Source organism: Siccirubricoccus sp. G192, from assembly GCF_019084075.1.
Taxonomy (GTDB): Bacteria; Pseudomonadota; Alphaproteobacteria; order Acetobacterales; family Acetobacteraceae; genus G192.
In genome coordinates, this window is record NZ_JAHREN010000001.1 from 2,388,484 (window position 1) to 2,410,012 (window position 21,529).

Genomic DNA, 21,529 nt, shown 5'->3' on the forward strand with positions numbered 1-21,529 from the left:
CGTCAAGGCGCGCCGCTTTCGCCATGCCGGGTCGTGCCGCCGCCCTGGCGGCAGAACCGCCTTGCCGCCTCCGGCAGATCAGATCTTCCGGCGCCCGGCCAGGGGCGCAGCGGAGCGCCTGTTGTACCAGAAGGCGGCCAGGATGACGGCGGCTGCCAGAACCTGCCCCACGGTGCCCTGCAGGGTCGGATGGATCCCGAGGAGATCCAGCCGGGGGACGGCCGCCAGCGGCTGCACCCCGAGCACGCCGGCTTCCTGCAACGCCATGATGCCCTTGCCCACGAGCACGACCGCCAGGACGGCCATGAGCACCGAGCTCCAGGCGAAGAACCGCTCGATCGGCAGCCTCTGGCTCAGGCGCAGCATCGACCAGGCGATCACGGCGAGCACGACCAGCGCCAGGCTGATGCCGGCCAGGATGGCGCCACCATCGCCCTGGCTCCAGAGCGCCGCGTAGAACAGGATGGTCTCGAAGGCCTCCCGGTACACGACGATGAAGCTCAGCAGGAACAGGAACCACGCCGAGCGCCGGGACAGGGCGCGGGCCATGGTGGCCTGGACATAGTGCTTCCACGCCTCGGCGCGGCTCTTCCCGTGCATCCAGATGCCGACCGAGAGCAGCACCGCCGCGGCGAGCAGCGATCCGAGGCCCTCCGTCAACTCCCGGCCCGCACCGCTGATGGAGATCAGGGTGGTGGCCGCGAACCAGGTGAGCGCCCCCGCCGCCAGCGCGGCGGCCCATCCGCCATGGACGAAGGGCATCAGGTCGGTGCGCCCCGTCTTGCGCAGGAAGCCGATGATGGCGACGACGATGAGCAGGGCCTCCAGACCCTCCCGCAGCAGGATGGCGAAGGCCCCGATGAAGGTCGACAGGGGCGTGGCCTGGCTCGCCGCGAGCGCATCCTCGGCCTCGCCGAACAGCCCATCCACCACCCGGACCTGTGCCCGCACCTCCTCCACCGGGCTGCCGCGGCTGATCCTGGCGCGCAGCTCGCCCATGGCTCCCTCGATCCGCGCCATCAGCGTGGCGTCGCGGATCGCCAGCATCGGCTCCATCGGCTCGAAGCCGTCCAGATAGGCGGAGAGGGCGAGGTCCGTCGCGTCCCGGCGATGGCCGGCCTCATAGGCTGCCGTGGCCTCGGTCAGCTTCCGGCGGGCCAGCGCCAGGGAGCCGTCCGCCCCCGGCATGACGACCTCCGGATGGCGACGCAGATAGGCCATGAGGGCCACCGCCTGCGCCTCGCCGACCCGGCCGGCCAGCGCGGCCGGCGTTGCGCGGGTCAGCGCCTCGAGGGTCGGGATGCTCTGGCGCAGGCCTGCCTTATCCCGCCAGAGGCGCTCGCCCTCCTGCGCCTCGCCTCCCGTATAGGCCATCCCGCTGATGTGGAAGGCCAGCGCCCAGCGATCCTCCGCCGGCAGGTCGGGGAAGCCGGGCATGGAGGTTCCTTCGACCCCCTGGAGGATCACCTGGTAGAGCGCGAAGACGCTGCGCTCCCGCGCGCGTTCCCGGTCGGTGAAGGCGATGGGCGGCGGGTCCAGGGACGCCGCGGCGGGGCCGTCGCCGGCGCCGGCGGCGCCATGGCATGAGGCACACCGCTCCGCATAGAGGATCCGTCCCCTGTCCGGCGCGGGCGCGGCGGACGGGGCAAGCGGCACGGGATAGGCCGCGAGCAGGGCATCGGCCAGGCCGCGGGCCAGATCCGCCACCTGGGCCGGCGGCGCCTTCTGCATGACCACGGCCTGCAGCCTCTCGGCTCCTTGCGACAGCGCGTCGCGGGCTCGGTTCGGCGGCAGGGCGGCGATGCGCTCGCGCGCCGACCCCGCGAATTCCATCATCTCCGCGTATTCGGCCTCGTCGATGACGGTCCCGTCCGCGACGGCGCCGGCATAGTCCACCGCCAGGTAGTCCAGCAGGCGCCACGCCGTCTGGGCCGCCTTGTCCGCCGCATGGGCCTGGTGTGGCCAGATCAGCCCGGACAGGCAGAGGGCGAGCACCGCGAGCAGGTGTGCGGGACGATGCATGAACAAGCCTTTCCACAGATGCCGATGGTGTGTCCCGCGCTTCGCCTGTGCTTGCGCAGTGGGGCTGGAATTGGGTGGAATGAGCCCTGCGCCAGCGAGGTCCGTCCTGCTCATGGTTCCTTCCGGCGATTCTGGCCGAATGCCGCCGGCATCGGGCCGCCCCGGCTCCTCCGGCCAGGCATTTTGCCTCGCCCGAATTTCGATCATGGTGCCCCAGCCGCAACGGCAGGAGCGTCGATCTCTGCGACTTATTCGCAATTGCATTGTTAACGCAAATCATTCGCACTAGACAAGGCAGGTCAGGTTGGGGATGAAGGGATGTGTTCCCGGCAGGGGCCGAGGCGGTCCGGAAGGCGCCGCCTGGGCCTCCGGAGGTGTTGCCGGCCACGCCAAGCATGGCCGCTGACACACGGATGCGGCCGGAACGCCGGCCGTGGCTGTGATGAACCCGGCGCAGGGTGGCTTCGCAACCTGTAGCCGCAATTCCCGGGCGGCAGGTCCACCGGGCCCGCTGCCCCGACGAGTAGAGGTCCATATGACGCCTGGCCGCCCGCTTCTTCTGTCCTGGCCCTTCCTTGTCCTCACACCGGGCCTCCTGGCCGCCCAGGAGATCGGTCCCGCGGCGGCGCCGGACGGTGAAGCGATTGCGGCATCCGCCATCGGTAGCGCCCTGCTCCCGCATGACCTGTCGCCCTGGGGCATGGTCATGAATGCCGACCTGGTGGTCCAGGTGGTGATGGCCGGGCTGGCCCTTGCCTCGGTGCTGACCTGGACGGTGGCCCTGGCGAAGGGCCTGGAACTGCTCTCCGCCGGGCGCCGCGCACGCACGGGCCTGTCGGTGCTCGGCACGGCGGACAGCCTGGACGAGGCGGCGGCGCAATTCGCGGGCAGGGCGGGACCCTGCGGCGCCATGGTCCGCGCCGCGGCGCGGGAATATCGGCTGGCCGCCCAGTCCAGCGGAAAGGAGGGCGCCAAGGAGCGGGCCGCCTGGAAGCTGGAACGCATCGTCGCCGCGGCCGGACGCAGGGCGGGCCGCGGCACCGGCATGCTCGCCACGATCGGCGCCACCGCCCCCTTCGTCGGCCTGTTCGGCACGGTATGGGGCATCATGAACAGCTTCATCGGCATCTCGCAGGCGCAGACCACGAATCTCGCCGTGGTTGCCCCCGGCATCGCCGAGGCGCTGCTGGCCACCGCCATCGGCCTCGTCGCCGCCATTCCCGCCGTGGTGATCTACAACTTCTTCGCCCGCATGATCACCGGGTACAGGGCGCGTCTCGCCGACGCGGTGGCCGAGACGATGCGTCTGCTCTCCCATGATCTCGACCGTGACGGCCGGGCGCGGCCCCGGGCCGCCGCGGCGGAGTAGGCCGGATGGGCATCAGGTTGAACGGGGGCGAGGACGACCTCGCCGAGGTCAGCGAGATCAACGTCACGCCCTTCATCGACGTGATGCTGGTGCTGCTGATCATCTTCATGGTGGCGGCGCCGCTCGCCACCGTGGACGTGCCGGTCGAACTGCCGGCCTCCACGGCCCAGCCGCAGCCCCGGCCGGACAAGCCGATGTTCCTGACTGTGCAGGCGGACCGCACGCTCGTGCTGGACGAGACGGCCGTGGCCCCCGGGTCGCTTGGGCCCGTGCTCGACCGGGTTTCGGGCGGCGACCGCGGCCAGCGCGTCTTCCTGCGCGCCGACACGAGCGTGCCATACGGCGCGCTGATGGAGGTGATGAACGCCTTGCGCGCCGCCGGGTATCTCAAGGTGGCCCTGGTCGGGCTCGACGCGAGTCAGCGGCCTTGAGCGCCACGGCGATCCCTTTTGCCCCCCGGGAGACAGGGGCCGACTTCGCCCGCTGGACGGCATGCCTGGCGCTCGTGCTCGGACTGCACGCGGCCACGGTGCTGCTGCTGATGCGGCGCATTCCGATTGGACCGGCGGGAATGCCGCCCGAGGCGGTCATGCTCGATCTCGCGCCGGAACCGGGCGTGCCTGTGGCCGAGCCCGCGCCGCAGCAGGAGGAGACATCGCCCCCCGCCTGAGCCGGTGATGGAACCCTTCCCGGAGCCGGAGCCCCTGCTGGAGCCGGCGCCGCCCGAGCCCTTGCCCGAGCCCTTGCCCGAGCCCTTGCTCGAGCCCTTGCCCGAACCACCGCCGCCCGAGCCCGTCGCCGAGCCGTCCGAAGTGGCCCTTCCCGTTCCACCGCCGCCACCGCCCCGCCCACCGACGCTCCGTCGGCCGCAGCGCCCGGTTGCCGAGGTGCCGAGGGCTGCGGCCCCACCAGCGGCCTCGGCACCCATCGCCGCAGCCGCTCCGGTGCCGAATCCGGCTCCGGTCTCGAATGCGGTTCCCACCTGGCAGGGGCAGTTGCTCGGCCGGCTGCAGCGCTTCAAGCGCTACCCGGATCACGCGCGGTTCCGCCGTGAGGAAGGTGTCACCTACCTCACCTTCTCCATGGATCGGGCTGGCCATGTGCTCTCGGCCGCCATCGCAAGAACCTCCGGCTCCACGGCGCTGGATTCCGAAACCCTCGCCCTCGTCCGCCGTGCCGAGCCCCTGCCGGCACCGCCGCCCGAGATGCCGGGCGATGCCATCACCCTGACCGTGCCGGTGCGCTTCTCCCTGCGTTGAATGGCCGTGCCGCGCTGGCCGCGGCTCATCCCTGGCCGCCTCGCCTCCGCTGCCCGGGGCGCGAGGGGCGGGTGACGATGAAGATGCCGACCAGGGCCATGCAGCCCCCGGCCAAGGCCGAGGCCACTGGGTCGCGGAACGCCAGCACCACCAGCATCCAGCTCAATGCCATCGCCAGCACCGCGGCCCGCTTGGCGCGCGGGCTGATCGCCCCGTGCTGCTCCCAGTCCCGCAGCGCCCCGCCGAAGCGGGGATGGGAAAGCAGCCGCTGCCTCAGGGCCGGCGAGGCGCGTCCGAAGCACCAGGCGGCGATCAGCAGGAAGACGGTCGTCGGCATCAGCGGCAGCACGGCGCCGATCGCGGCGAGCGCCAGGCTCGCGTAGCCGGCACCCAGCAGCAGCACGCGCTGCGGCCGCCGTGACTCCGCCCCGTTGCTGCCTCGGCGCAGGCCCATGCGGGTCGGCCTAGCGCGCCAGCCGCCGCATTGCGGGGGCACACCGCCGGTCCGGCGATGCGTCGTTCGGAGTTCCAAACAGGGCTTCAGCCACCCCGCGCCGGCGCGAGTCAGGACGGACGCATTCTCCGCCCGGCAGAACGAAGGCCACCGGAGCCCGTTGCCGCGCTGCGATGCCATGTGCCGCCATCAGCGTCGGCACGCACAGGGATTGGTGATGTTCCATGGCCATCCTCCGCATCGGCGCGGCAGGTGCGGTACGGCTGCGTCCAGGCACCGAATCCATCGACGGTCGGACCCTGGTCGTCGCGCAGCGCGCGGCGCGGGAAGACAGGATGCGCGCCCGTGAACTCCCCGCCAAGGCCCTTGAGCGGACCGGGCGAACCCGGCCCCCGGATGCGGAGGGCATGCCGCCTCAAGGGCGCGACGGTCACAGCACAGGCGCGGCATCCTGCCTGCATCAGCGTGCCGGTCCCGCGTGGCTTTCGTCCATGGGATTTTCCGAGTGGGATTCCTACCAGTTCGACCGGCAGGTCGTCGGGGAGCGCTGGCAGCGGCCAGACGCGCAGGATCATCTGCGCGACTGCCGCGCCGAGCCTTTCATGTCCGGTGCTGCACCAACTCGGGCAGGGCGACCGCGGCGGCCTCGGTAGAACCCGCCGCCTCAGCCGCCTTCGGTCCACGGACCGGCACCCTCACGCAACGCTCCTGGAGGCCGGGCCGGTTGAAGCCTCGGCCGGGACGACCCGCTCAGGCGAGCGACGCCCGGGCATGGCCAGGCGGCGCCGGTTCCGGCGTCGCAGCAGCCAGGCGGCAAGGCCGGTAGCGAACAGCACCGGCATCGCGAGGCCGGAGAGGAAGACCAGGATCCGCCCCGGCATGCCGAGCAGGGCGCCGCCATGCAGCCAGCGCTGCAGTGCGATCGCCTCGGCCGCCGCGTCACGTGTCCGGGGGGCCACGCTCCTCCAGGACCTCGGCGGACCAGGGATCGAGCGTGATGAAGGTCCGCCCACGGACTTCCGGGTCGCTGTCCGCGGGCCGGAGGGTGACGGTCCAGACCGGCCGCTGGCGCGACGGCAGCATCACGCCCGTGGCCACCTGGCCGGGCAGGTGCGCGAGCGCCGCGGCGGCCGCAGCATCGGCATCCAGCCGCATCGGCCCCGCCCCCGGCCGCGCCGGCGGCGGCTGCGCCGGCGCGGCGACGCCGAGCAGCGGGCGGAACCAGCCAGGGAAGACGATGACGACGCCGGAGAAGGCGACCACCGCCAGCACCGCCGCCATCCAGATGCCGATGACGCGGTGCAGGTCGAGGTTCAGCAGCAGCATCGGCCGCCGTCGGATCAGGACCAGCGCCCGGCCGAACGCCCCGTCCCGTGGCCACCAGAGCCAGATGCCGGACAGCGCGAAGATCAGGAGCAGCACGCCGAGCCACCCGACAGCCTCACGCCCGCCCCAGGCACGCAGCAGCAGCGCCTCATGCAGTTGCCGGGTGATGCCGATGAAGCTGCCGCGGGAATCGCGCTCGCCGAGCAATGCGCCGGTCGCCGGGTCGAAATGGGCGGTGGTCGCGCCACGTGCTCCGCGCGGCGGGGTGACCACCCAGACCGGCCAGATGCTGTCCGGCGGGCGGATGTTGCCGGGTGGGCGGCCGGTCGCCACCTCCGCAAGCCGCTGGATGGCGCTGTAGGACAGGGCCGGGTCAGGCGGCCCGCTTGCCCGGAACAGCGCCGGGTTGAGCACGGCATCGATCTCGCGCTGGAAGGACAGGATGCTGCCGCTCACGCCGATGACGACAAGGACGAGGCCGAGCACCAGCCCGGCCCAGCGATGGGTCAGCAGCAGCGCCCGGCGGAAGGTCATGCGTGGCGGTGTCATGCATCGGCCCAGCGGCGCAGCAGGTTGTGGTACACGCCGGTCAGTTCGGTCGGTGAGCGATGGCCGGCGGGCAGGTCGTCGCGCAACCGGTTGATCGCCATGTCGAGGTCGAAGAGCAGGCTGCGCTGGCCGTCATCGCGCACCATGCTCTGGATCCAGAAGAAGCTGGCGAGGCGGGAGCCGCGCGTCACCGGCGCGACGCGGTGCAGGCTGGTGGCGGGATAGATCACGGCATGGCCGGCCGGCAGCTTCACCCGCTGTTCGCCATAGGTGTCCTCGACGATCAGCTCACCACCATCGTAAGTCTCGGGGTCGGACAGGAAGAGCGTGCAGGAGACATCGGTGCGGATGCGATGGGGCGTGCCGGTGATCTGCCGGATCGCATTGTCGACATGCGCACCGAAGGTCATGCCGGGATCATAGCGGTTGAACAGCGGCGGAAAGACGCGGAGCGGCAGCACCGAGGAAATGAACAGCGCATTGCGCTCAAGCGCCGTCAGAATCAGGCCGCCGAGTTCCCGGTGCTCAGGGCACCCTTCGGGGACCTGAAGGTTGTCCTTCACCTGCGCCGACTGGTGGCCGGCGGTCACCCTGCCATCCACCCAGGGCGCACGCTCCAGGAGGCGCCGGGCATGCGCCACCTGCTCCGCGGTCAGGAGTTCCTCGATCTGCAGCAGCATGTCCTGGCCTCTCGGGCTGTGGCGGCCGGCGTCAGAAGCGCGCGGCCATGGTGAAGACGAAGGTGCGGCCGGCCCCCGGCACGACCTGGCCGCCGGTGACCTGGTCGTAGTAGCGGCGGTCGGTGAGGTTCAGCGCATTGGCCTGCAGCCGCAGGCCGCGGAAGGCGCCTTCCCGAGGCTGCCAGGCGAGCGCGGCGTCGTAGCGGGTATAGGCCGGCGCCCGGTTGGTATTGGTGGTATTGGAGAAGCGGCTGTCGACATAGAAGGCGCCGCCGCCGATCTGCAGGTCGTAGGGCAGGTCGTAGGTGGTCCATATCGTTGCCGTGCTGCGCGGCGTATTGGGCGTGCGGCGGCCAACCTCGGCCGGCACCGCGCTCTCGACGATCTCGCCGTCGAGGTAGGTGTAGCCGGCCAGGATGTTCCAGTTCCGGGTGACGCGGCCGAGCACTGAAACCTCGAAGCCATTGACCCGCTGGTTGCCGGCGAGGCTGGTGATGCCGGTCGCCGGATCGGTGGTGCGGGCATTCTCCTTCTCCAGCCGGAACAGCGCGCCGCGCAATTCGAGCTGGCCGCCGATATCATAGGAGGCACCGATCTCGTAGCTCTGGTTCTTCTCCGGCGCGAGGTCCGCGGTGGTGGCCGAGAGCGTCAGGAATTCGGCCGAAGGATTGAACGAGGTGCCGGTGGAGAAATAGGTGCGCAGCCCAGGCAGGGGCTTGAAGACCAGCGCGGCACGGTAGCTGCCGACATTGTCGTTGCCCTTCAGCCGCACATTGTCGAGCCGGCTGCGGTAGTCGGTCTCGAAATGGTCGAATCGGCCGCCGAGCAGCACCTCGAACATCTCGCCGAGCTTGATCTGATCGACGGCGAAGACCGCGGCGGTATCGGAGCTGACATCGACCCGCGAGGTCACGCTGCGGGTCAGGTCGGAGGGGATGAAGAATTCTGGGAACAGCAGATCCGCATTCGGCCGCGTGGCCGCGTAACGGGTGGTGGTGTTGAGATCGCGGCTCAGCTCGGCGCCGATGATCGCCGAATGCTCCAGGACGCCCGTGCGGAAGTTCAGCACCAGTTCCGAGAGGTTGGTGTAGCTGGTGTCGGTGGCATCACGGAATTGCGCCTGGCGAGTGACCTCGATCGCCGAGAGCGGCGTGAGCGGGGTCGGCGTGCCGAAGATGCGCGGCGCGGTGGCATCGAGGTCGCGGTCGTAATTGGCGAAGCGAAAGGTGTTGCGCAGGGTGATCCCGTCGCTGACGCGGTGCGACAGCCGGGCGGTCAGCACGTCGGTTGTCAGGCGCTCGTGGTCGACGCCGCTGGTGCCGTAGAAATTGCTGCGCTTCACCGGCGCCGGGCGGCCGAACAGCCATGGCAGGCCGTAATCGGGGATGTTGTCCTCGTACTGGTGCAGGTAGTGCAGGGTGAGCTGGGTATTGGTGCCGAGCCCCCAGGTGACGGAGGGAGCGACGCCGTAGCGCCGGTTCTGGACATGGTCGCGGTCGGCGATATCCTGCGTCATCCCCATGGTGTTCAGGCGGACGCCGACGGTGCCGGCATAGAGATTGACGTCGCCCGTGGCGCGGATGCCTGCCGGCGACATGGCCTGCAGGCTCAGTTCGCCGAAATTGCGCGCCTGCGGCAGGCGCAGGGTCTGGTTGATGACGCCGCCGGTTGAACCGCGGCCGAACATGATGGAGGAGGGGCCCTTCATCACTTCAATGGAGTCGAGGTAGAAGGGATCGCGGGTGTATTGCCCGGTGTCGCGCAGCCCTTCGATGAAGAAGTCGCCACGGGCGCTGAAGCCGCGCAGCGTGAGGTTGTCGCCGGAGGCGCCACCCTCGCCGCCGACCAGGCTGATGCCGGTGACGTTGCGCAGCGCCTCGCGCAGCGAGGTGCCGGCGCGCTCGTCGATCAATTCCCGGGGAACGACGTTTATGGTCTGCGGCGCATCGGCGACGGAGGTTGGCAGGCGGGGCGCTGGCTGGGCGTCGCGGCGATAGGGCGAGGGTGCATCGGCCGAGACACCGATTTCCGGTAGCGCGACATCGACCGGGGGGTCTGCGCCGCGACCGGCAGGGTGCCGAGCAGCGAGAGGCCAGCAAGGCCGAGACTTGGCTGGAGGCGAGGAAGTGGCGGTCGAAGAGGCATGCAGGGTCGCTCCCGGAAAGCTGGAGTCCGGGATAGCGCTATTGAGAATGACTCGCAATAGCGATTGGGCTTCGGTGCGCGCTACCGGGCCCGTTCCAGCAGTGCCGATCCTGGAGACGCGCGCCGCGTTCTCCACCCGTAGGACCCACAACCACATCGGCCTCGCGCTGCACTGAGGATATGCCCGCATGGCGGACCTGCTTCGAGACCTTGTTGGCGCCAGGGCCGAGGCGCTGCCACCGATCGCCGATGCCGATGCCTTCGGCGCCGCCTTCGACCGCTTCGCCGGGGCCCGTGTCGTCCTTCTCGGCGAGGCAACGCACGGCACGAGCGAGTTCTACCGCGCCCGCGCCGCCATCACCCGCCGCCTGGTCGAGCACCACGGCTTCACCATCATCGCCGTCGAGGCCGATTGGCCCGACGCGGCGCGCATCGACCGCTGGGTGCGCCACGACGGCGCCCCGCGCCCGGAGGAGGGCCCCGCCTTCGCGCGCTTCCCGACCTGGATGTGGCGCAATGCAGAGGTCCGCGAGCTCGTCCGGTGGTTGCGCATGCACAATGCCGACCTGCCGCGCAGGCGGCGCACCGAGTTCCGTGGCCTCGACGTGTACAGCCTCGGCTCCTCCATCGCCGCGGTGCTGGCCTATCTCGACGCGAACGACCCCGAAGCCGCGAAGGCGGCGCGCCGGCGCTATGCCTGCCTGACGCCCTGGCAGATGGAGCCTGCCGATTACGGCCGCGCCGTGCTGTTCGGCGCCAGGGAGCCCTGCGAGGATGCCGCCGTGCAGCAGTTGCGCGAATTGCTGGAGAGGCGGATGGGGGACATGACCTCCGAGGCTGGCGAGGCGCTGTTCGACGCGGCGCAGAACGCCCGTGTCGCACTTGGCGCGGAGCGATACTACCGGCTGATGTACCATGGCGGCACCGAGAGCTGGAACCTGCGTGACCGGCACATGTTCGATACGCTCCGTGCCCTGCTCGACCGCCGTGGGCCACAGGCGAAGGCGGTAGTCTGGGCGCATAACAGCCATATCGGCAATGCCGCCGCCACCGAGATGGGCTGGACGGGCGAGTTCAACATCGGCGAGCTCTGCCGCACCGCCTTCGGTGAGGAGGCGGCGCTGATCGGCTTCGGCACCGACCGCGGGACCGTCGCCTGCGGCTCCGACTGGGGCGGCGGGATGGAGATCAAGCGCGTCCGCCCGGCGCGCCCGGACAGCCACGAGGCGCTGTTCAACGCCGCCGCGCTGCCCTGCTCGCTTACCGACCTGCGCCCGCATGCCGCGCCCGAGCTGCGCGCCGCCCTGGCCGAACCGCGCCTCGAGCGCGCCATCGGTGTGATCTACCGGCCGGAGACCGAGCGCCAGAGCCACTATTTCGAGGCGGTGCTGCCCGAGCAGTTCGACGCCTTCGTCTGGCTCGCCGAGACCCGGGCCGTCACGCCGCTGCCGGGCGCCGAGGAGGGTGGCGGCACCGGGGAGGCGGAGACCTTCCCCTTCGGCCTATAGGCCCGCTCCCGACAGTGCCGCGCCACCGGCCCTATCTGGCCGGCGCTGGCAGGGCAGAGGGCCGCCGGGCGCTGGAGAGCCGGTCGAAAGCCAGGTAGACGGCGGGCGTGGTGTAGAGCGTCAGCAGCTGCGACAGGATCAGCCCGCCGATGATGGCGATGCCGAGCGGCTGGCGCAGCTCGCTGCCCGGGCCGCTGGCCACCACCAGGGGCACCGCGCCGAACAGCGCCGCCAGAGTGGTCATCAGGATGGGGCGGAAGCGTTCGCGGCAGGCTTCCAGTATGGCGCGCATGCCGCCCTCGCCGCCCTGCCGCTCATGCTCCAGCGCGAAATCCACCATCATGATGGCGTTCTTCTTCACGATCCCCATCAGCAGGATCACGCCGATCAGCGCGATGACGGTGAAGGGCGTGCCGGTGATCAGCAGCGCCAGCAACGCGCCGATGCCCGCGGTGGGCAGGGTGGAGATGATGGTCAGCGGATGCACCAGGCTTTCGTACAGCACGCCCAGCACGATGTAGATGCTGGCCAGCGCCGCCAGGATCAGCAGCGGCTGCGCGGTCTGCGACGCCTGGAAGACCCGCGCATTGCCGGCGAACTCGCCGCGGATCGAGCCCGGCATGCCGATCTCCGCCGCCGCCTGCTCCACCGCCGCCGAAGCCTGGCCGAGCGAAACGCCGGGTGGCAGGTTGAAGGTGATGGTGGCGGCGGGGAATTGCCCTTGGTGCCGCACCGTCAGCGGCGCCGAGGCGCGTTCCAGCCGCGTCACCGCACCGAGGGGCACCGGCTCGCCGCTGCTGCTGGGAAGGTAGATGCGGCTGAGCTGGGTCGGGTCCTCGGTGAGGCGGGGGTCCACTTCCATCACCACGCGATACTGATTCCGTGCGCGGTAGATGATCGAGACCTGGCGCTGCGAGAAGGCATCGTTCAGCGTGGCGTTCAGCGCCTGCACGCTGATGCCGAGCCGCGCCGCCGCCTCCCGGTCGATCACCAGCCGCGTCACCAGCCCGGCGCGCTGCTGGTCGGAGGAGACATCGGCCACCTCCGGCACGCTGCGCAGCCGGTTCACCAGGGTTTCCGACCAGCTCTGCAATTCCGCCAGGTCCGGCGAGAGCAGGACGTACTGGAACTGCGCATTGCCGGCGCGGCCGCCGACATTGATGTCCTGCACCGCGCGCAGGAAGGTCTGGGTGCCCGCCACCGCGCCGAGCGGCCGGCGCAGGCGGTTGATGACGTCCTGCGCCGTCGCGCCCTCGCGCTCGGCCAGCGGCTTCAGCGAGATGAACATGCGGCCGGAGCTGACCGAGCCGCCGCCACCGCCGCCGATGGAGGTGCCGAGGCTGGCCACCGCCGGGTCCCGCATGACGATGCCCACCACCTGCTCCTGCAGGTCGCGCATGCGCTGGAACGAGGTGTCGGGGGCGGCCTGGATGAAGCCGACGACCAGGCCGGTATCCTGCTGCGGGAAGAAGTCCTTCGGGATGACGATGTAGAGCCAGACCGTGACCCCCACCAGCGCGGCCGTGAACACCACCACCAGCGCCCGGAAGCGGAGCGTGACGGCCAGGCTGCGCATGTAGCCGCGCAGCAGCCAGCCCATCACGGCCTCGAAGCTGCGCGTCAGCAAGCCGGGCGGGCGTGGCACGGCATGGCCCAGCCGCGCCGCCACCATCGGCGTGACAGTGAGGGAGATGACCGCCGAGAGCGCGACGGCAATGGCGAGGGTGGCGGCGAATTCCCGGAACAGCCGGCCGACCACGCCAGGCATGAACAGCAGCGGGATGAAAACCGCGATCAACGAGACGGTGATGGAGATGACGGTGAAGCCGATCTGCCGCGCTCCCTCCAGCGCCGCCTGCATCGGCCGCATGCCGCGCTCCATCAGGCGCTGCATGTTCTCGATCATGACGATCGCGTCATCCACCACGAAGCCGACCGAGATGGTCAGCGCGATGAGCGACAGGTTGTCGAGCGAGAAGCCCGCCAGCCACATGACCGCCAGGGTGCCGAGCAGGGAGAGCGGCACCGCGATGCCTGCCGCCAGCACGGCGGCGAAGCGGCGCAGGAACAGCGCCACCACCAGCACCACGAGGGCGATGCTGATGAGCATGGCGTGCTGCACCTCGGCCACGCTGGCGCGGATGGTCTCGGTGCGGTCGCGCACCGTGTCGATGCGCACCCCCGCGGGCAACCAGCGTTCCAGGCTGGGCATGAGGGCGCGGATGCCGTCCACCACCTCCAGGACATTCGCGTCCGGCTGCTTGAAGATGATGAGCAGCACGGCGGGGCGGCCGTTGTAGCTGCCGCCCTGGCGCCGGTCCCGCACCCCCTGCTCCACCCGCGCCACGTTGGAGACACGCACCACCGCGCCATCCACCACGCGGACGATCACGTCGCCGAATTCCTGCGGCGTCACCAGGCGGTCGTTCACCGCGATGGCAGCGGATTGCGCGGTGCCGTCGATCAGGCCGGTGGGTGCGGTGACATTGGCGCGCGACAGCGCCAGGCGAACATCCTCCAGCGAGACACCGGCCGAAGCAGCGGCGGCGGGGTCCACCTGCACGCGCACAGCCGGCTGCTCGGCGCCGCTGATCGCCACCTGGGCCACGCCCGGAACCTGGGCGATGCGCGGCAGGACGATGGAATCTGCGGCGTCGTAGACCTGGCCCGGCGTCACGGTATCGGAGGTCATGGCCAGGATCAGCACCGGCGCATCCGCCGGATTGGCCTTGCGGACCGAGGGCGGGTTGGGCAGCGGCGGCAGGTCGCTGCCCGCGGCGTTGATTGCGGCCTGCACATCGCGCGCCGCATCCGCTATGCGGCGCGACAGGTCGAACTGGACCACGACCGAGGTGCTGCCGAGCGAGGAGGATGAGGTCAGTTCGCTCACCCCGCCGATGGCGCCGAGGCGGCGTTCCAGCGGCGCGGCGACCGAGGCCGCCATCACCGCCGGGTCGGCGCCGGGCTGGCTGGCGCTGACGACGATGGTGGGGAAGTCCACCCGCGGCAGCGGCGCCACCGGCAGCGCCAGATAGGCGGTGATGCCGGCCAGCGCGATGCCGAGGGCGAGCAGCGCGGTGGCGATGGGCCTGCGGATGAAGGGGCCGGAGATCGACACCGCTATTCCGCCGGTGCCGCCGCCGGCGCGCGGCCGAAACGCTCCCGCAGCCGCTCGAAGCCGAGATAGATGACCGGCGTGGTGTAGAGGGTGATGGCCTGGCTCAGCAGAAGCCCACCGATGACCGAGATGCCCAGCGGCATGCGCAACTCGCTGCCGGGGCCGTGGCTCAGCACCAGCGGCACGGCGCCGAGCAGCGCCGCCATGGTCGTCATCATGATCGGGCGGAAGCGCTTGAGGCTCGCCTCCTCGATGGCGTCGCGCGGGCTGCGGCCGCCTTCGCGCTGCGCCTCCAGCGCGAAGTCGATCATCATGATGGCGTTCTTCTTCACGATGCCCATCAGCAGCACGATGCCGATGAGCCCCACCACCGAGAGATCGAGCCCGAATGCCCAGAGCCCGAGCAGCGCGCCGATGCCGGCGGAAGGCAGGGTGGAGAGGATGGTGACAGGGTGGATCACGCTCTCATACAGCACGCCCAGCACGATGTAGATCACCACCACTGCGGCCAGGATCAGCCAGGGCGCGCTGGCCAGCGAGCGGGTGAATTCCGCCGCGTCGCCGGAGAATTGGCCGCTCACCGTCTCCGGCAGGCCGAGTTCCGCCTCCGCCGCGCCGATGGCGCGCACCGCGGTGCCGAGCGAGACGCCGGGCGCGAGATCGAAGCCCAGGGTCACGGCGGGGAACTGGTCCTGCCGGTTCACCGTCAGCGGCCCGGCGCGGCGGGAGATGCTGGCGATCTCGGCCAGCGGCACCTGCGCGCCATTGGCGCCCGGCACCCGCAGCAGGCCGATCAGCGCCGGATCGTCGCGGATGCCGGGCGTGGCTTCCAGCACCACGCGATACTGGTTGGACTGGCCATAGATGGTGGAGATCTGCCTTTGGCCGAAGGCGGAATAGAGCACATCATCAATGGACTGCATGCTCACGCCGAGGCGCGAGGCATGGTCACGGTTCACCTGGAGCGCCACGCGCAGCCCGCCCTCGCGCTGGTCGGTCGTGACGTTGCGCAATTCCGGCAGCATCTGCAGCCGGGCCAGCAGGCGTGGCGCGGCCTCGGCCAGCACCGCGGCCTCGGCATCCAGCAGGGTGTACTGGTATTGCGTGCTGCTGATGCGGGCGCCGATCTGGATATCCTGCACCGGCTGGATCTGCACCGCCACACCGGGGATGCGGTCCGCCGCCGGGCGCAGGCGGGCGGCAATTTCGGCCGCGCTCTCCGCGCGCTCGCCGCGCGGGCGCAGCACGGCGGTGATGCGGCCGGTATTGGCGGCAGGGTTCACCGTGCCGGCACCCACCACCGAGGTGACGGCCGCCACGGCCGGATCGGCGCGGATCGCCTCCGCCACCTCGCGCTGCATTTCCGACAGCCGGCCGAAGGAGGCGTCCTGCGGCGCCTCCACCGTCACCGCCAGCAGGCCGGTATCCTGCGGCGGCAGAAAGCCCTTGGGTATCAGGATATAGAGCGCGACGGTGCCGGCGACGGTCAGGGTCGCCAGCAGCAGCATCAGCGCCTCGTGCCGCAGCGCCCAATGCAGGGTCACGGCATAGCCGCGCAGCATGGCGTCGAAGCCGCGCTCCGTCTGGCGGGAAACCCAGCCCGGCCGGTCGTCCTGCGGGCGGCGCAGCATGTGGCCGGTCATCATCGGCGTCAGCGTGAGCGAGATCACCATGGAGACGAGCACCGAGATGGTGAGCGTCAGCGCGAATTCGCGGAACAGCCGGCCGACCACGCCCTGCATGAACAGCAGCGGGATGAAGACCGCGATCAGCGAGAGCGTCAGCGAGACGATGGTGAAGCCAATCTGCCGCGCCCCGGCATAGGCGGCGGCCAATGGCGCCTCGCCCTCCTCCATGCGGCGGACGATGTTCTCGATCATGACGATGGCGTCGTCCACCACGAAGCCGGTGGCGATGGTCAGCGCCATGAGCGAGAGGTTGTCGAGCGAGAAGCCGCAGAGCGCCATCACCCCGAAGGTGCCGATGATGGAAAGCGGCAGCGCCACCCCTGGCACCAGGGTGGCGCGGGCGGTGCGCAGGAACAGGTAGATCACCGCCACCACCAGCACGACGGAGAGCAGCAGCGTGTGCTCCACCTCCGCCACGCTGGCGCGAATGGTCGCGGTGCGGTCGGTCACCACCTCCAGCCGCGCGCCGGCGGGCAGGGCCGCTTCCAGTTGCCGAAGCTGCCCGCGCAGCCGGTCCACGGTTGCGACGATATTGGCGCCGGGCTGGCGCTGCACATCCAGCAGCACGGCGGGGTGGCCATTGAACCAGGCGGCGTTGAGGGTATTTTCCAGATCCTCCCGTGCCGTGCCGATATCGCTGAGCCGCACCGGCGCGCCGCCGCGCCAGGCTATGACGAGGTTGGCGAAGCCCTCGGCGGTGCCGAGCTGGTCATTGGCCATGATGGCGGAGGCCTGGCGCGGCCCGTCCAGCCCGCCCTTCGGCCCGGCCTGATTGGCCTGTGCCACTGCGGTCCGCACATCCTCCAGCGAAAGCCCGTATGCCGCCAGCCGCGCCGGGTCCGCCTGGATGCGCAGGGCAGGGCGCATATTGCCCTGCACCGTGACCCGGCCCACCCCCGTGACCTGCGACAGCCGCTGCGCCAGCAGCGTGTCCGCGGCATCGGAAAGGCGCGGGATGGGCAGGGTCTCGGAGGTCAGCGCCAGGGTGATGATCGGCGGATCGGCCGGGTTCACCTTCGCATAGGTCGGCGGATAGGGCAGGGTGGCCGGCAGGGTGCCGCGCGCGGCATTGAGCGCCGCCTGCACGTCCTGCGCGGCATCGTCGATGTCCCGCCCCAGGTTGAATTGCAGCGTGATGCGGGAGGTGCCGGGGCCGCTGACCGAGATCATGTCCACCAGCCCGGCGATCTGCGCGAGCTGGCGCTCCAGCGAGGCGGAGATCAGCACCGCCACCGTCTCGGGCGAGGCGCCGGGAAGCTGGGTGCTCACCTCGATGGTGGGAAAATCCACCTCCGGCAGGGCGGAGACGGGCAGCCGCATCCAGCCGAACACCCCCCCCAGCAGCACCGCCACGGCGAGCAGGGCCGTGGCGATGGGTCGCGCGATGAAGGGCGCGGAGATATTCACTGCGGCGTGCTTTCCGGCCGCCGTCGGCGCGGGCCGCGCTGGCCGTCGCCGCGGCCCTGGCCCGCCTCCCCGGCGCGCGCCTCGCCCCGCTCCCCGTCGCGTTGCATCACGGTGATGGCCTGGCCAGCCGTCAGGCGCAGCGCGCCGGAGGTGACGACGCGCTCGCCCGCCGCCAGCCCGCGCCGCACCACTGCATCCGTCGTGGTCAGCGCACCGAGGGCGAGCGGCCGCTGCTCCACCGTGTCGTCGGGCCGGGCAACGAAGGCATAGGCGCCCTCCGGGCCGCGCTGCACCGCAACCAACGGCACGGTCAGCGCATCGACTAACGTGTCCACCCGGAGCCGCACCGTGACGAAGGCGCCGGGCCAGAGGCGGCCGTCCTCGTTCGGGAAGCTGGCCTTCAGCCGGATGGTGCCGGTCGCCTGGTCCACCTGGTTGTCGATGGTCAGCAGCATGCCCTCGGCCCGCACCGTGCCATCGGTGGCGAGGGCCTGCACCGCTACCGCCGTCCCCTCTGGGCCGCGCGCCATGGCATCCAGCACCGCCGGCAATTGCTGCTGCGGCAGGGTGAAGATCACGGCGATGGGCCGGGTCTGCGTCACCACCACGATGCCGGTGGTGTCGCCGGCGCGGATCAGGTTGCCGGGATCCACCAGCCGCAGCCCGACCCGGCCCTCGATGGGCGAGCGGATGATGGTGAAGTCGAGCTGGATCTGCGCCGTCTCGATCGCCGCCTGGTCGGCCTGCACCTGCGCCTCGAGCTGCGCCACCTGGGCGCGCTGGGTGTCCGCCTGCTGGCGGGAGACGCCCTCGTTCCGCGCCAGGGTGGTGTAGCGCTGGAGGTCGAGCCGGGCATTGGCCAGCAGCGCCTCGTCCTGCGCCTTCTTGGCCTGGGCCCCGGCCAGCGTCGCGGCATAGGGGCGCGGGTCGATGCGGGCGAGGATATCGCCGGCCTTCACCTCCTGCCCTTCGCGGTAGGCGACCTCGATGAGCCTTCCCTCGACCTGCGGCCGCACGGTGATGGTGGCGATGGCCTGCAAGGTGCCGAGTGCGTCCAGCGTGATGGGCACGTCCTTGCGCATGGCCGGCGTTACCGTGACCGGAACCGGGCCGGCCATGCCGCGGCGGCCCCGCGGCTCCTGCGCCGTGCCGCCCGCGCCGGTGAGCTGCGGCCAGTACCACCAGGCGGCGCCGCCGGCCGCCCCCAGCAGCAGCAGCAGGGCCAGCCAGCGCAGCAGGCGCCGGCGCGGGCGTGATGGCCGGAGGCGCGGGGGCGGCAGGGCTTGGCGCGTGTCCTGCGGCAGCGGGGTGTCGGGCATCCGGTCCGGTTCCTCAGCGCCAGCCGCCGCCCAGGGCGCGGAACAGCCCGACCGCGGCCTGAAGCCGGGCGAGCCGCGCCTGGACGAGCTGGTTGCGCGCGTTGAACAGCGCGGTCTGGGTGATCAGCAAGGTGATCAGGTCGATGGTTCCCGCCTGCAACCGCGCCTCGGAAATGGCATAGGCGCGTTCGGCGGCGGCGGTGGCCTCGGCCTGGAGACGTTCCCCATCCGTGGTCTCGCGCAACGCAACCAGGGCATTCTCCACATCCACCAACGCGTCCAGGATGGCCCGGCGATAGAACTCCAGCAGTTCCTCGGCCCGGCCGCGCTGTGCCTCCACCGCGGCGCGCAACTGGCCGTACTGGAAGACCGGCTGCACCAGCCCGGCCGCCAGGGTATAGAGAACCGAGCCCGGCTTCAGCAGGTTCTCCAGCACCAGGGACTGCACCCCGCCGTTGGCGGTGAGCTGGATGGTGGGCAACAGCGCCGCCCGCGCCGCCGCCACATCCGCCTGGGCGGCGGCCAGATTGGCCTCCGCGAACCAGACATCCGGCCGGCGCACCAGCACCTCCGAGGGCAGGCCGGCCGAAACGGGGGGCACCTGCAACCGGGCCAGGGGCTGCGCCGGCATCGGCACGGCTTCCGGTGGCTGGCCGGTGAGGGTGCCGAGCGCGTTGCGGTTCTGCTCCACCGCCTGACGCAGCGGCGGGATGGCGGCGCGCTGCTGCGCCACCAGTGTCTCCTGCTGCGCCAGTTCCAGCCCCGTGGCGGTGCCGACGGCGACGCGCTGGCGGATGACATTCAGCACCCGGCTCGCGACGGCCAGGTTCTGCTCCTGGATCGCCAACTGCTCCTGCGCCGCCAGCACGGCGAAATAGGTATTGGCCAGGGCCGCCGTGGTGGTCAGCGCCACGGTTCCGGCATCGAAACGGTTGGCCGAGGCGGTCTGCTGCGCCGCCGCCACCGTGTTGCGGGCGCGGCCCCAGAAATCCACCTCGTAGCTGGCGCCGAGACTGGCGGCGAAGCTCTCCCGCTGGATGAAGCGGCTGCCGCCACCGAAGGCGGTGCCGGTGGCAGGGTTGGTGCTGGTGAGCCGTGGCGTCTGGGTCCGCTGCGCATTCAGGGAGAGATTGCCGGTGGGCAGCAGGGATTGCGCAGCGATGCGTACCTGCGCGTCGGCCTGGCGCACCCGGGCGGCAGCGGCGCGGATATCGGTATTGGCGCCGATCGCAGCCTGCATCAGCGCATCAAGCTCGGCCGAGCGGAAGCCGCGCCACCAGGCGGCATCGGGCCATTGTGGTGCTTCCGGCGCCGGTTCCGCCCGCAACTGGCCGGGCAGCGCCAGGCCGGAGGAGAGGCCCTCCGGGACCAGACCGCAGCCGCCGAGCCCCAGGCCGAGCAGCAGCACCGCCCGCCGCTCGGCGCAGCATGGATTGGGCCGCTTCCGGGGAGCGGGGGCCGGGTGATCGGGCATCATTGCGATCCATATAGGTCCGCCACGCCCCTCGGGCAGCACACGTTACTTTTCGTAAACCGAACAGCATGTGCGCTGCCAGGCAATGCGCCGCCGGTTGGGCAGCCGGTCGGGAGGGAGGAGGTCGCCGGTCGCATTCCGCCGGGACAGGCGCTGCGCGCGGGCGGGACGGCACTGCCAAGTTGGGCGGGGCCTGGCGGGGTGGCACCTGAACCGCCCCGCTTGCGCCGCGGCACAGTGGACGCCGCCTTGGCAGGGCCCCGCCACGCCCGGGCGGGGCGGGCGACGGTGCGACCCGCCATCCGGCAGGGGCCGGCGCCTCGCGCCGGAGGACAAACCCGGGCCGCGCTGTCAGGCGCGGTGGACCACCAAGGCCCGGAGTTCGATGCTCTCGCGCGGTAGGGCATCAGCGGGGGCGGTCGGGTCGATGAAGGCGCTGTGCGGCACGAAGCGGGCGCGCCCGTCGGTCGCGCTGTCGAAGCATTTCAGCAGCAGCATCTCATCCGGCGGCATCGCGGGAAGGAAGAACCAGCGGTGCGCCGGGTTGTAGCGCGCATAGTAGAGCTCACCGGCCCGGTCCGGGTAGACGAGGTCGGAGGGCACCAGGTCCTCGGGGGAAACGCTCCGGGCATCCGCCACCGCGAGCGGCGCGTCGAGGACCGGGCCGCGGATCGGCCGCCACAGGTTGATGATCTGCACGCGGCCGCGCAGCAGGCGCTCGGCTTCGTCGGGCAGCAGGTCCCGCACGCGCTGTGGCCCGGAGCGCTCGGTCTGGTCGACATGGACGCGCGTCACGGGCTGGCGCTGCCCTCCGCGGCGGTCCTCCTGGCCAGGGACCCGGCGGCGCAGCGTATGGTCGAAAATATGGACGCGGTCGGCCCCGGTGACCTCCTGCAGCAGGCGCGCCGCCTCGGGGTAGGCCACCCGGCGGATGGCCGTCTCGTCCTCGTAGCCTGGCATCGAGGAGCGATGACGGACGACGCCGAAGCCATGCTCGTCCAGGGAGACCTCCTCGGCGAAGGGGCGGAGGTCGCGGATCGGTACCTCGCGCGGGTCGGGGATGGCGTTGCTGCGCGGCTCGCCCCCGGGCGGGTCGTAGGTATAGGTCCGAAGCCTTGCCCCGGCGGGCATGACATAATTCAGGACTGCCCGCAGGGCGTCCGTCCCTGCCAAGCCTGCCATTGCCGTGCTCATGCATCTTCCTCCTCTCG

At 71.1% G+C, this 21,529-nt stretch carries 17 protein-coding genes; 6 read left to right on the plus strand and 11 right to left on the minus strand.

The features are described from left to right. Positions 1-78 precede the first annotated feature (78 nt). A complete protein-coding gene (locus KSF81_RS11380) occupies positions 79-2,022 on the minus strand; it encodes an FTR1 family protein (RefSeq protein WP_217379072.1) in 1,944 nt (647 codons plus the stop codon). A 535-nt stretch (positions 2,023-2,557) separates the two neighbouring features. Here KSF81_RS11380 and exbB point away from each other — a divergent pair. From exbB to KSF81_RS31440, 4 genes are all read left to right on the plus strand, one after another. Further along, positions 2,558-3,391 (plus strand): tonB-system energizer ExbB, encoded by an 834-nt coding sequence (gene exbB, locus KSF81_RS11385; RefSeq protein WP_217379073.1) that lies wholly within the window; start codon positions 2,558-2,560, stop codon positions 3,389-3,391. Positions 3,392-3,396: 5 nt separating this feature from the next. Next, on the plus strand, positions 3,397-3,822 hold the full coding sequence (exbD, locus tag KSF81_RS11390; RefSeq protein WP_217379074.1) for a TonB system transport protein ExbD: 426 nt from the start codon (positions 3,397-3,399) through the stop codon (positions 3,820-3,822). Beyond that, positions 3,819-4,061 (plus strand): hypothetical protein, encoded by a 243-nt coding sequence (locus KSF81_RS11395; RefSeq protein ID WP_217379075.1) that lies wholly within the window; start codon positions 3,819-3,821, stop codon positions 4,059-4,061. Before exbD ends, KSF81_RS11395 begins: the two co-directional genes overlap by 4 nt. Positions 4,062-4,335: 274 nt before the next feature. Next, the gene (locus KSF81_RS31440) at positions 4,336-4,650 is read left to right on the plus strand and encodes a TonB family protein (protein WP_217379076.1); all 315 of its coding nucleotides are present in this window, start codon (positions 4,336-4,338) and stop codon (positions 4,648-4,650) included. A gap of 25 nt (positions 4,651-4,675) precedes the next feature. On the opposite strand, the gene KSF81_RS11405 is transcribed toward KSF81_RS31440, so the two are convergent. Continuing rightward, on the minus strand, positions 4,676-5,104 hold the full coding sequence (locus KSF81_RS11405; RefSeq protein WP_217379077.1) for a YbaN family protein: 429 nt from the start codon (positions 5,102-5,104) through the stop codon (positions 4,676-4,678). A gap of 224 nt (positions 5,105-5,328) precedes the next feature. On the opposite strand from KSF81_RS11405, the gene KSF81_RS11410 reads away from it, so the two are divergent. Continuing rightward, positions 5,329-5,757: a hypothetical protein gene (locus KSF81_RS11410; RefSeq protein ID WP_217379078.1), complete on the plus strand. Its 429-nt coding sequence runs from the start codon at positions 5,329-5,331 to the stop codon at positions 5,755-5,757. Between the two features lie 42 nt (positions 5,758-5,799). Here the strand turns inward: KSF81_RS11410 and KSF81_RS11415 are convergent, their stop codons facing one another. The 4 genes from KSF81_RS11415 to KSF81_RS11430 are packed head-to-tail and all read right to left on the minus strand — an operon-like array spanning position 5,800 to position 9,994. After that, complete coding sequence (locus tag KSF81_RS11415; RefSeq protein ID WP_375293324.1) at positions 5,800-6,063, minus strand: PepSY domain-containing protein; 264 nt, start codon at positions 6,061-6,063, stop codon at positions 5,800-5,802. After that, positions 6,044-6,979: a PepSY domain-containing protein gene (locus KSF81_RS11420; RefSeq protein WP_217379080.1), complete on the minus strand. Its 936-nt coding sequence runs from the start codon at positions 6,977-6,979 to the stop codon at positions 6,044-6,046. Before KSF81_RS11420 ends, KSF81_RS11415 begins: the two co-directional genes overlap by 20 nt. Beyond that, positions 6,976-7,659 carry a Fe2+-dependent dioxygenase gene (locus KSF81_RS11425; RefSeq protein WP_217379081.1) on the minus strand — a complete coding sequence of 228 codons (684 nt, stop codon included), beginning with the start codon at positions 7,657-7,659 and terminating at the stop codon, positions 6,976-6,978. Before KSF81_RS11425 ends, KSF81_RS11420 begins: the two co-directional genes overlap by 4 nt. A gap of 31 nt (positions 7,660-7,690) precedes the next feature. Continuing rightward, positions 7,691-9,994, minus strand: a complete 2,304-nt coding sequence (locus KSF81_RS11430; protein ID WP_309139543.1) for a TonB-dependent siderophore receptor — start codon at positions 9,992-9,994, stop codon at positions 7,691-7,693. On the opposite strand from KSF81_RS11430, the gene KSF81_RS11435 reads away from it, so the two are divergent. Then, entirely contained in the window at positions 9,993-11,312 is a 1,320-nt protein-coding gene (locus tag KSF81_RS11435; RefSeq protein WP_217379083.1) for an erythromycin esterase family protein, read from the plus strand. The genes KSF81_RS11430 and KSF81_RS11435 overlap by 2 nt on opposite strands. Positions 11,313-11,343: 31 nt before the next feature. Here KSF81_RS11435 and KSF81_RS11440 read toward each other — a convergent pair whose 3' ends face one another. From KSF81_RS11440 to KSF81_RS11460, 5 genes are all read right to left on the minus strand, one after another. Then, positions 11,344-14,430, minus strand: coding sequence for an efflux RND transporter permease subunit (locus KSF81_RS11440; RefSeq protein ID WP_217379084.1), 3,087 nt, complete (start codon positions 14,428-14,430; stop codon positions 11,344-11,346). A gap of 2 nt (positions 14,431-14,432) precedes the next feature. Then, positions 14,433-17,525 carry an efflux RND transporter permease subunit gene (locus KSF81_RS11445; protein WP_217379085.1) on the minus strand — a complete coding sequence of 1,031 codons (3,093 nt, stop codon included), beginning with the start codon at positions 17,523-17,525 and terminating at the stop codon, positions 14,433-14,435. Then, on the minus strand, positions 17,522-18,844 hold the full coding sequence (locus tag KSF81_RS11450; RefSeq protein WP_254453470.1) for an efflux RND transporter periplasmic adaptor subunit: 1,323 nt from the start codon (positions 18,842-18,844) through the stop codon (positions 17,522-17,524). The genes KSF81_RS11445 and KSF81_RS11450 overlap by 4 nt, the downstream gene beginning before the upstream one ends. A gap of 13 nt (positions 18,845-18,857) precedes the next feature. Beyond that, a complete protein-coding gene (locus KSF81_RS11455; protein ID WP_217379086.1) occupies positions 18,858-20,318 on the minus strand; it encodes an efflux transporter outer membrane subunit in 1,461 nt (486 codons plus the stop codon). A 351-nt stretch (positions 20,319-20,669) separates the two neighbouring features. Continuing rightward, positions 20,670-21,512 carry a CmcJ/NvfI family oxidoreductase gene (locus KSF81_RS11460; RefSeq protein WP_217379087.1) on the minus strand — a complete coding sequence of 281 codons (843 nt, stop codon included), beginning with the start codon at positions 21,510-21,512 and terminating at the stop codon, positions 20,670-20,672. Between the last annotated feature and the right edge of the window lie 17 nt (positions 21,513-21,529).

Bases quoted from the DNA above. Each gene is read 5' to 3' on its own strand.
- KSF81_RS11380 (WP_217379072.1), bottom strand. From the start codon at position 2,022: ATGCATCGTCCCGCACACCTGCTCGCGGTGCTCGCCCTCTGCCTGTCC.
- exbB (WP_217379073.1), top strand. From the start codon at position 2,558: ATGACGCCTGGCCGCCCGCTTCTTCTGTCCTGGCCCTTCCTTGTCCTC.
- exbD (WP_217379074.1), top strand. From the start codon at position 3,397: ATGGGCATCAGGTTGAACGGGGGCGAGGACGACCTCGCCGAGGTCAGC.
- KSF81_RS11405 (WP_217379077.1), bottom strand. From the start codon at position 5,104: ATGGGCCTGCGCCGAGGCAGCAACGGGGCGGAGTCACGGCGGCCGCAG.
- KSF81_RS11410 (WP_217379078.1), top strand. From the start codon at position 5,329: ATGGCCATCCTCCGCATCGGCGCGGCAGGTGCGGTACGGCTGCGTCCA.
- KSF81_RS11420 (WP_217379080.1), bottom strand. From the start codon at position 6,979: ATGACACCGCCACGCATGACCTTCCGCCGGGCGCTGCTGCTGACCCAT.
- KSF81_RS11425 (WP_217379081.1), bottom strand. From the start codon at position 7,659: ATGCTGCTGCAGATCGAGGAACTCCTGACCGCGGAGCAGGTGGCGCAT.
- KSF81_RS11435 (WP_217379083.1), top strand. From the start codon at position 9,993: ATGGCGGACCTGCTTCGAGACCTTGTTGGCGCCAGGGCCGAGGCGCTG.
- KSF81_RS11430 (WP_309139543.1), bottom strand. From the start codon at position 9,994: ATGCGGGCATATCCTCAGTGCAGCGCGAGGCCGATGTGGTTGTGGGTC.
- KSF81_RS11450 (WP_254453470.1), bottom strand. From the start codon at position 18,844: ATGCCCGACACCCCGCTGCCGCAGGACACGCGCCAAGCCCTGCCGCCC.
- KSF81_RS11455 (WP_217379086.1), bottom strand. From the start codon at position 20,318: ATGCCCGATCACCCGGCCCCCGCTCCCCGGAAGCGGCCCAATCCATGC.
- KSF81_RS11460 (WP_217379087.1), bottom strand. From the start codon at position 21,512: ATGAGCACGGCAATGGCAGGCTTGGCAGGGACGGACGCCCTGCGGGCA.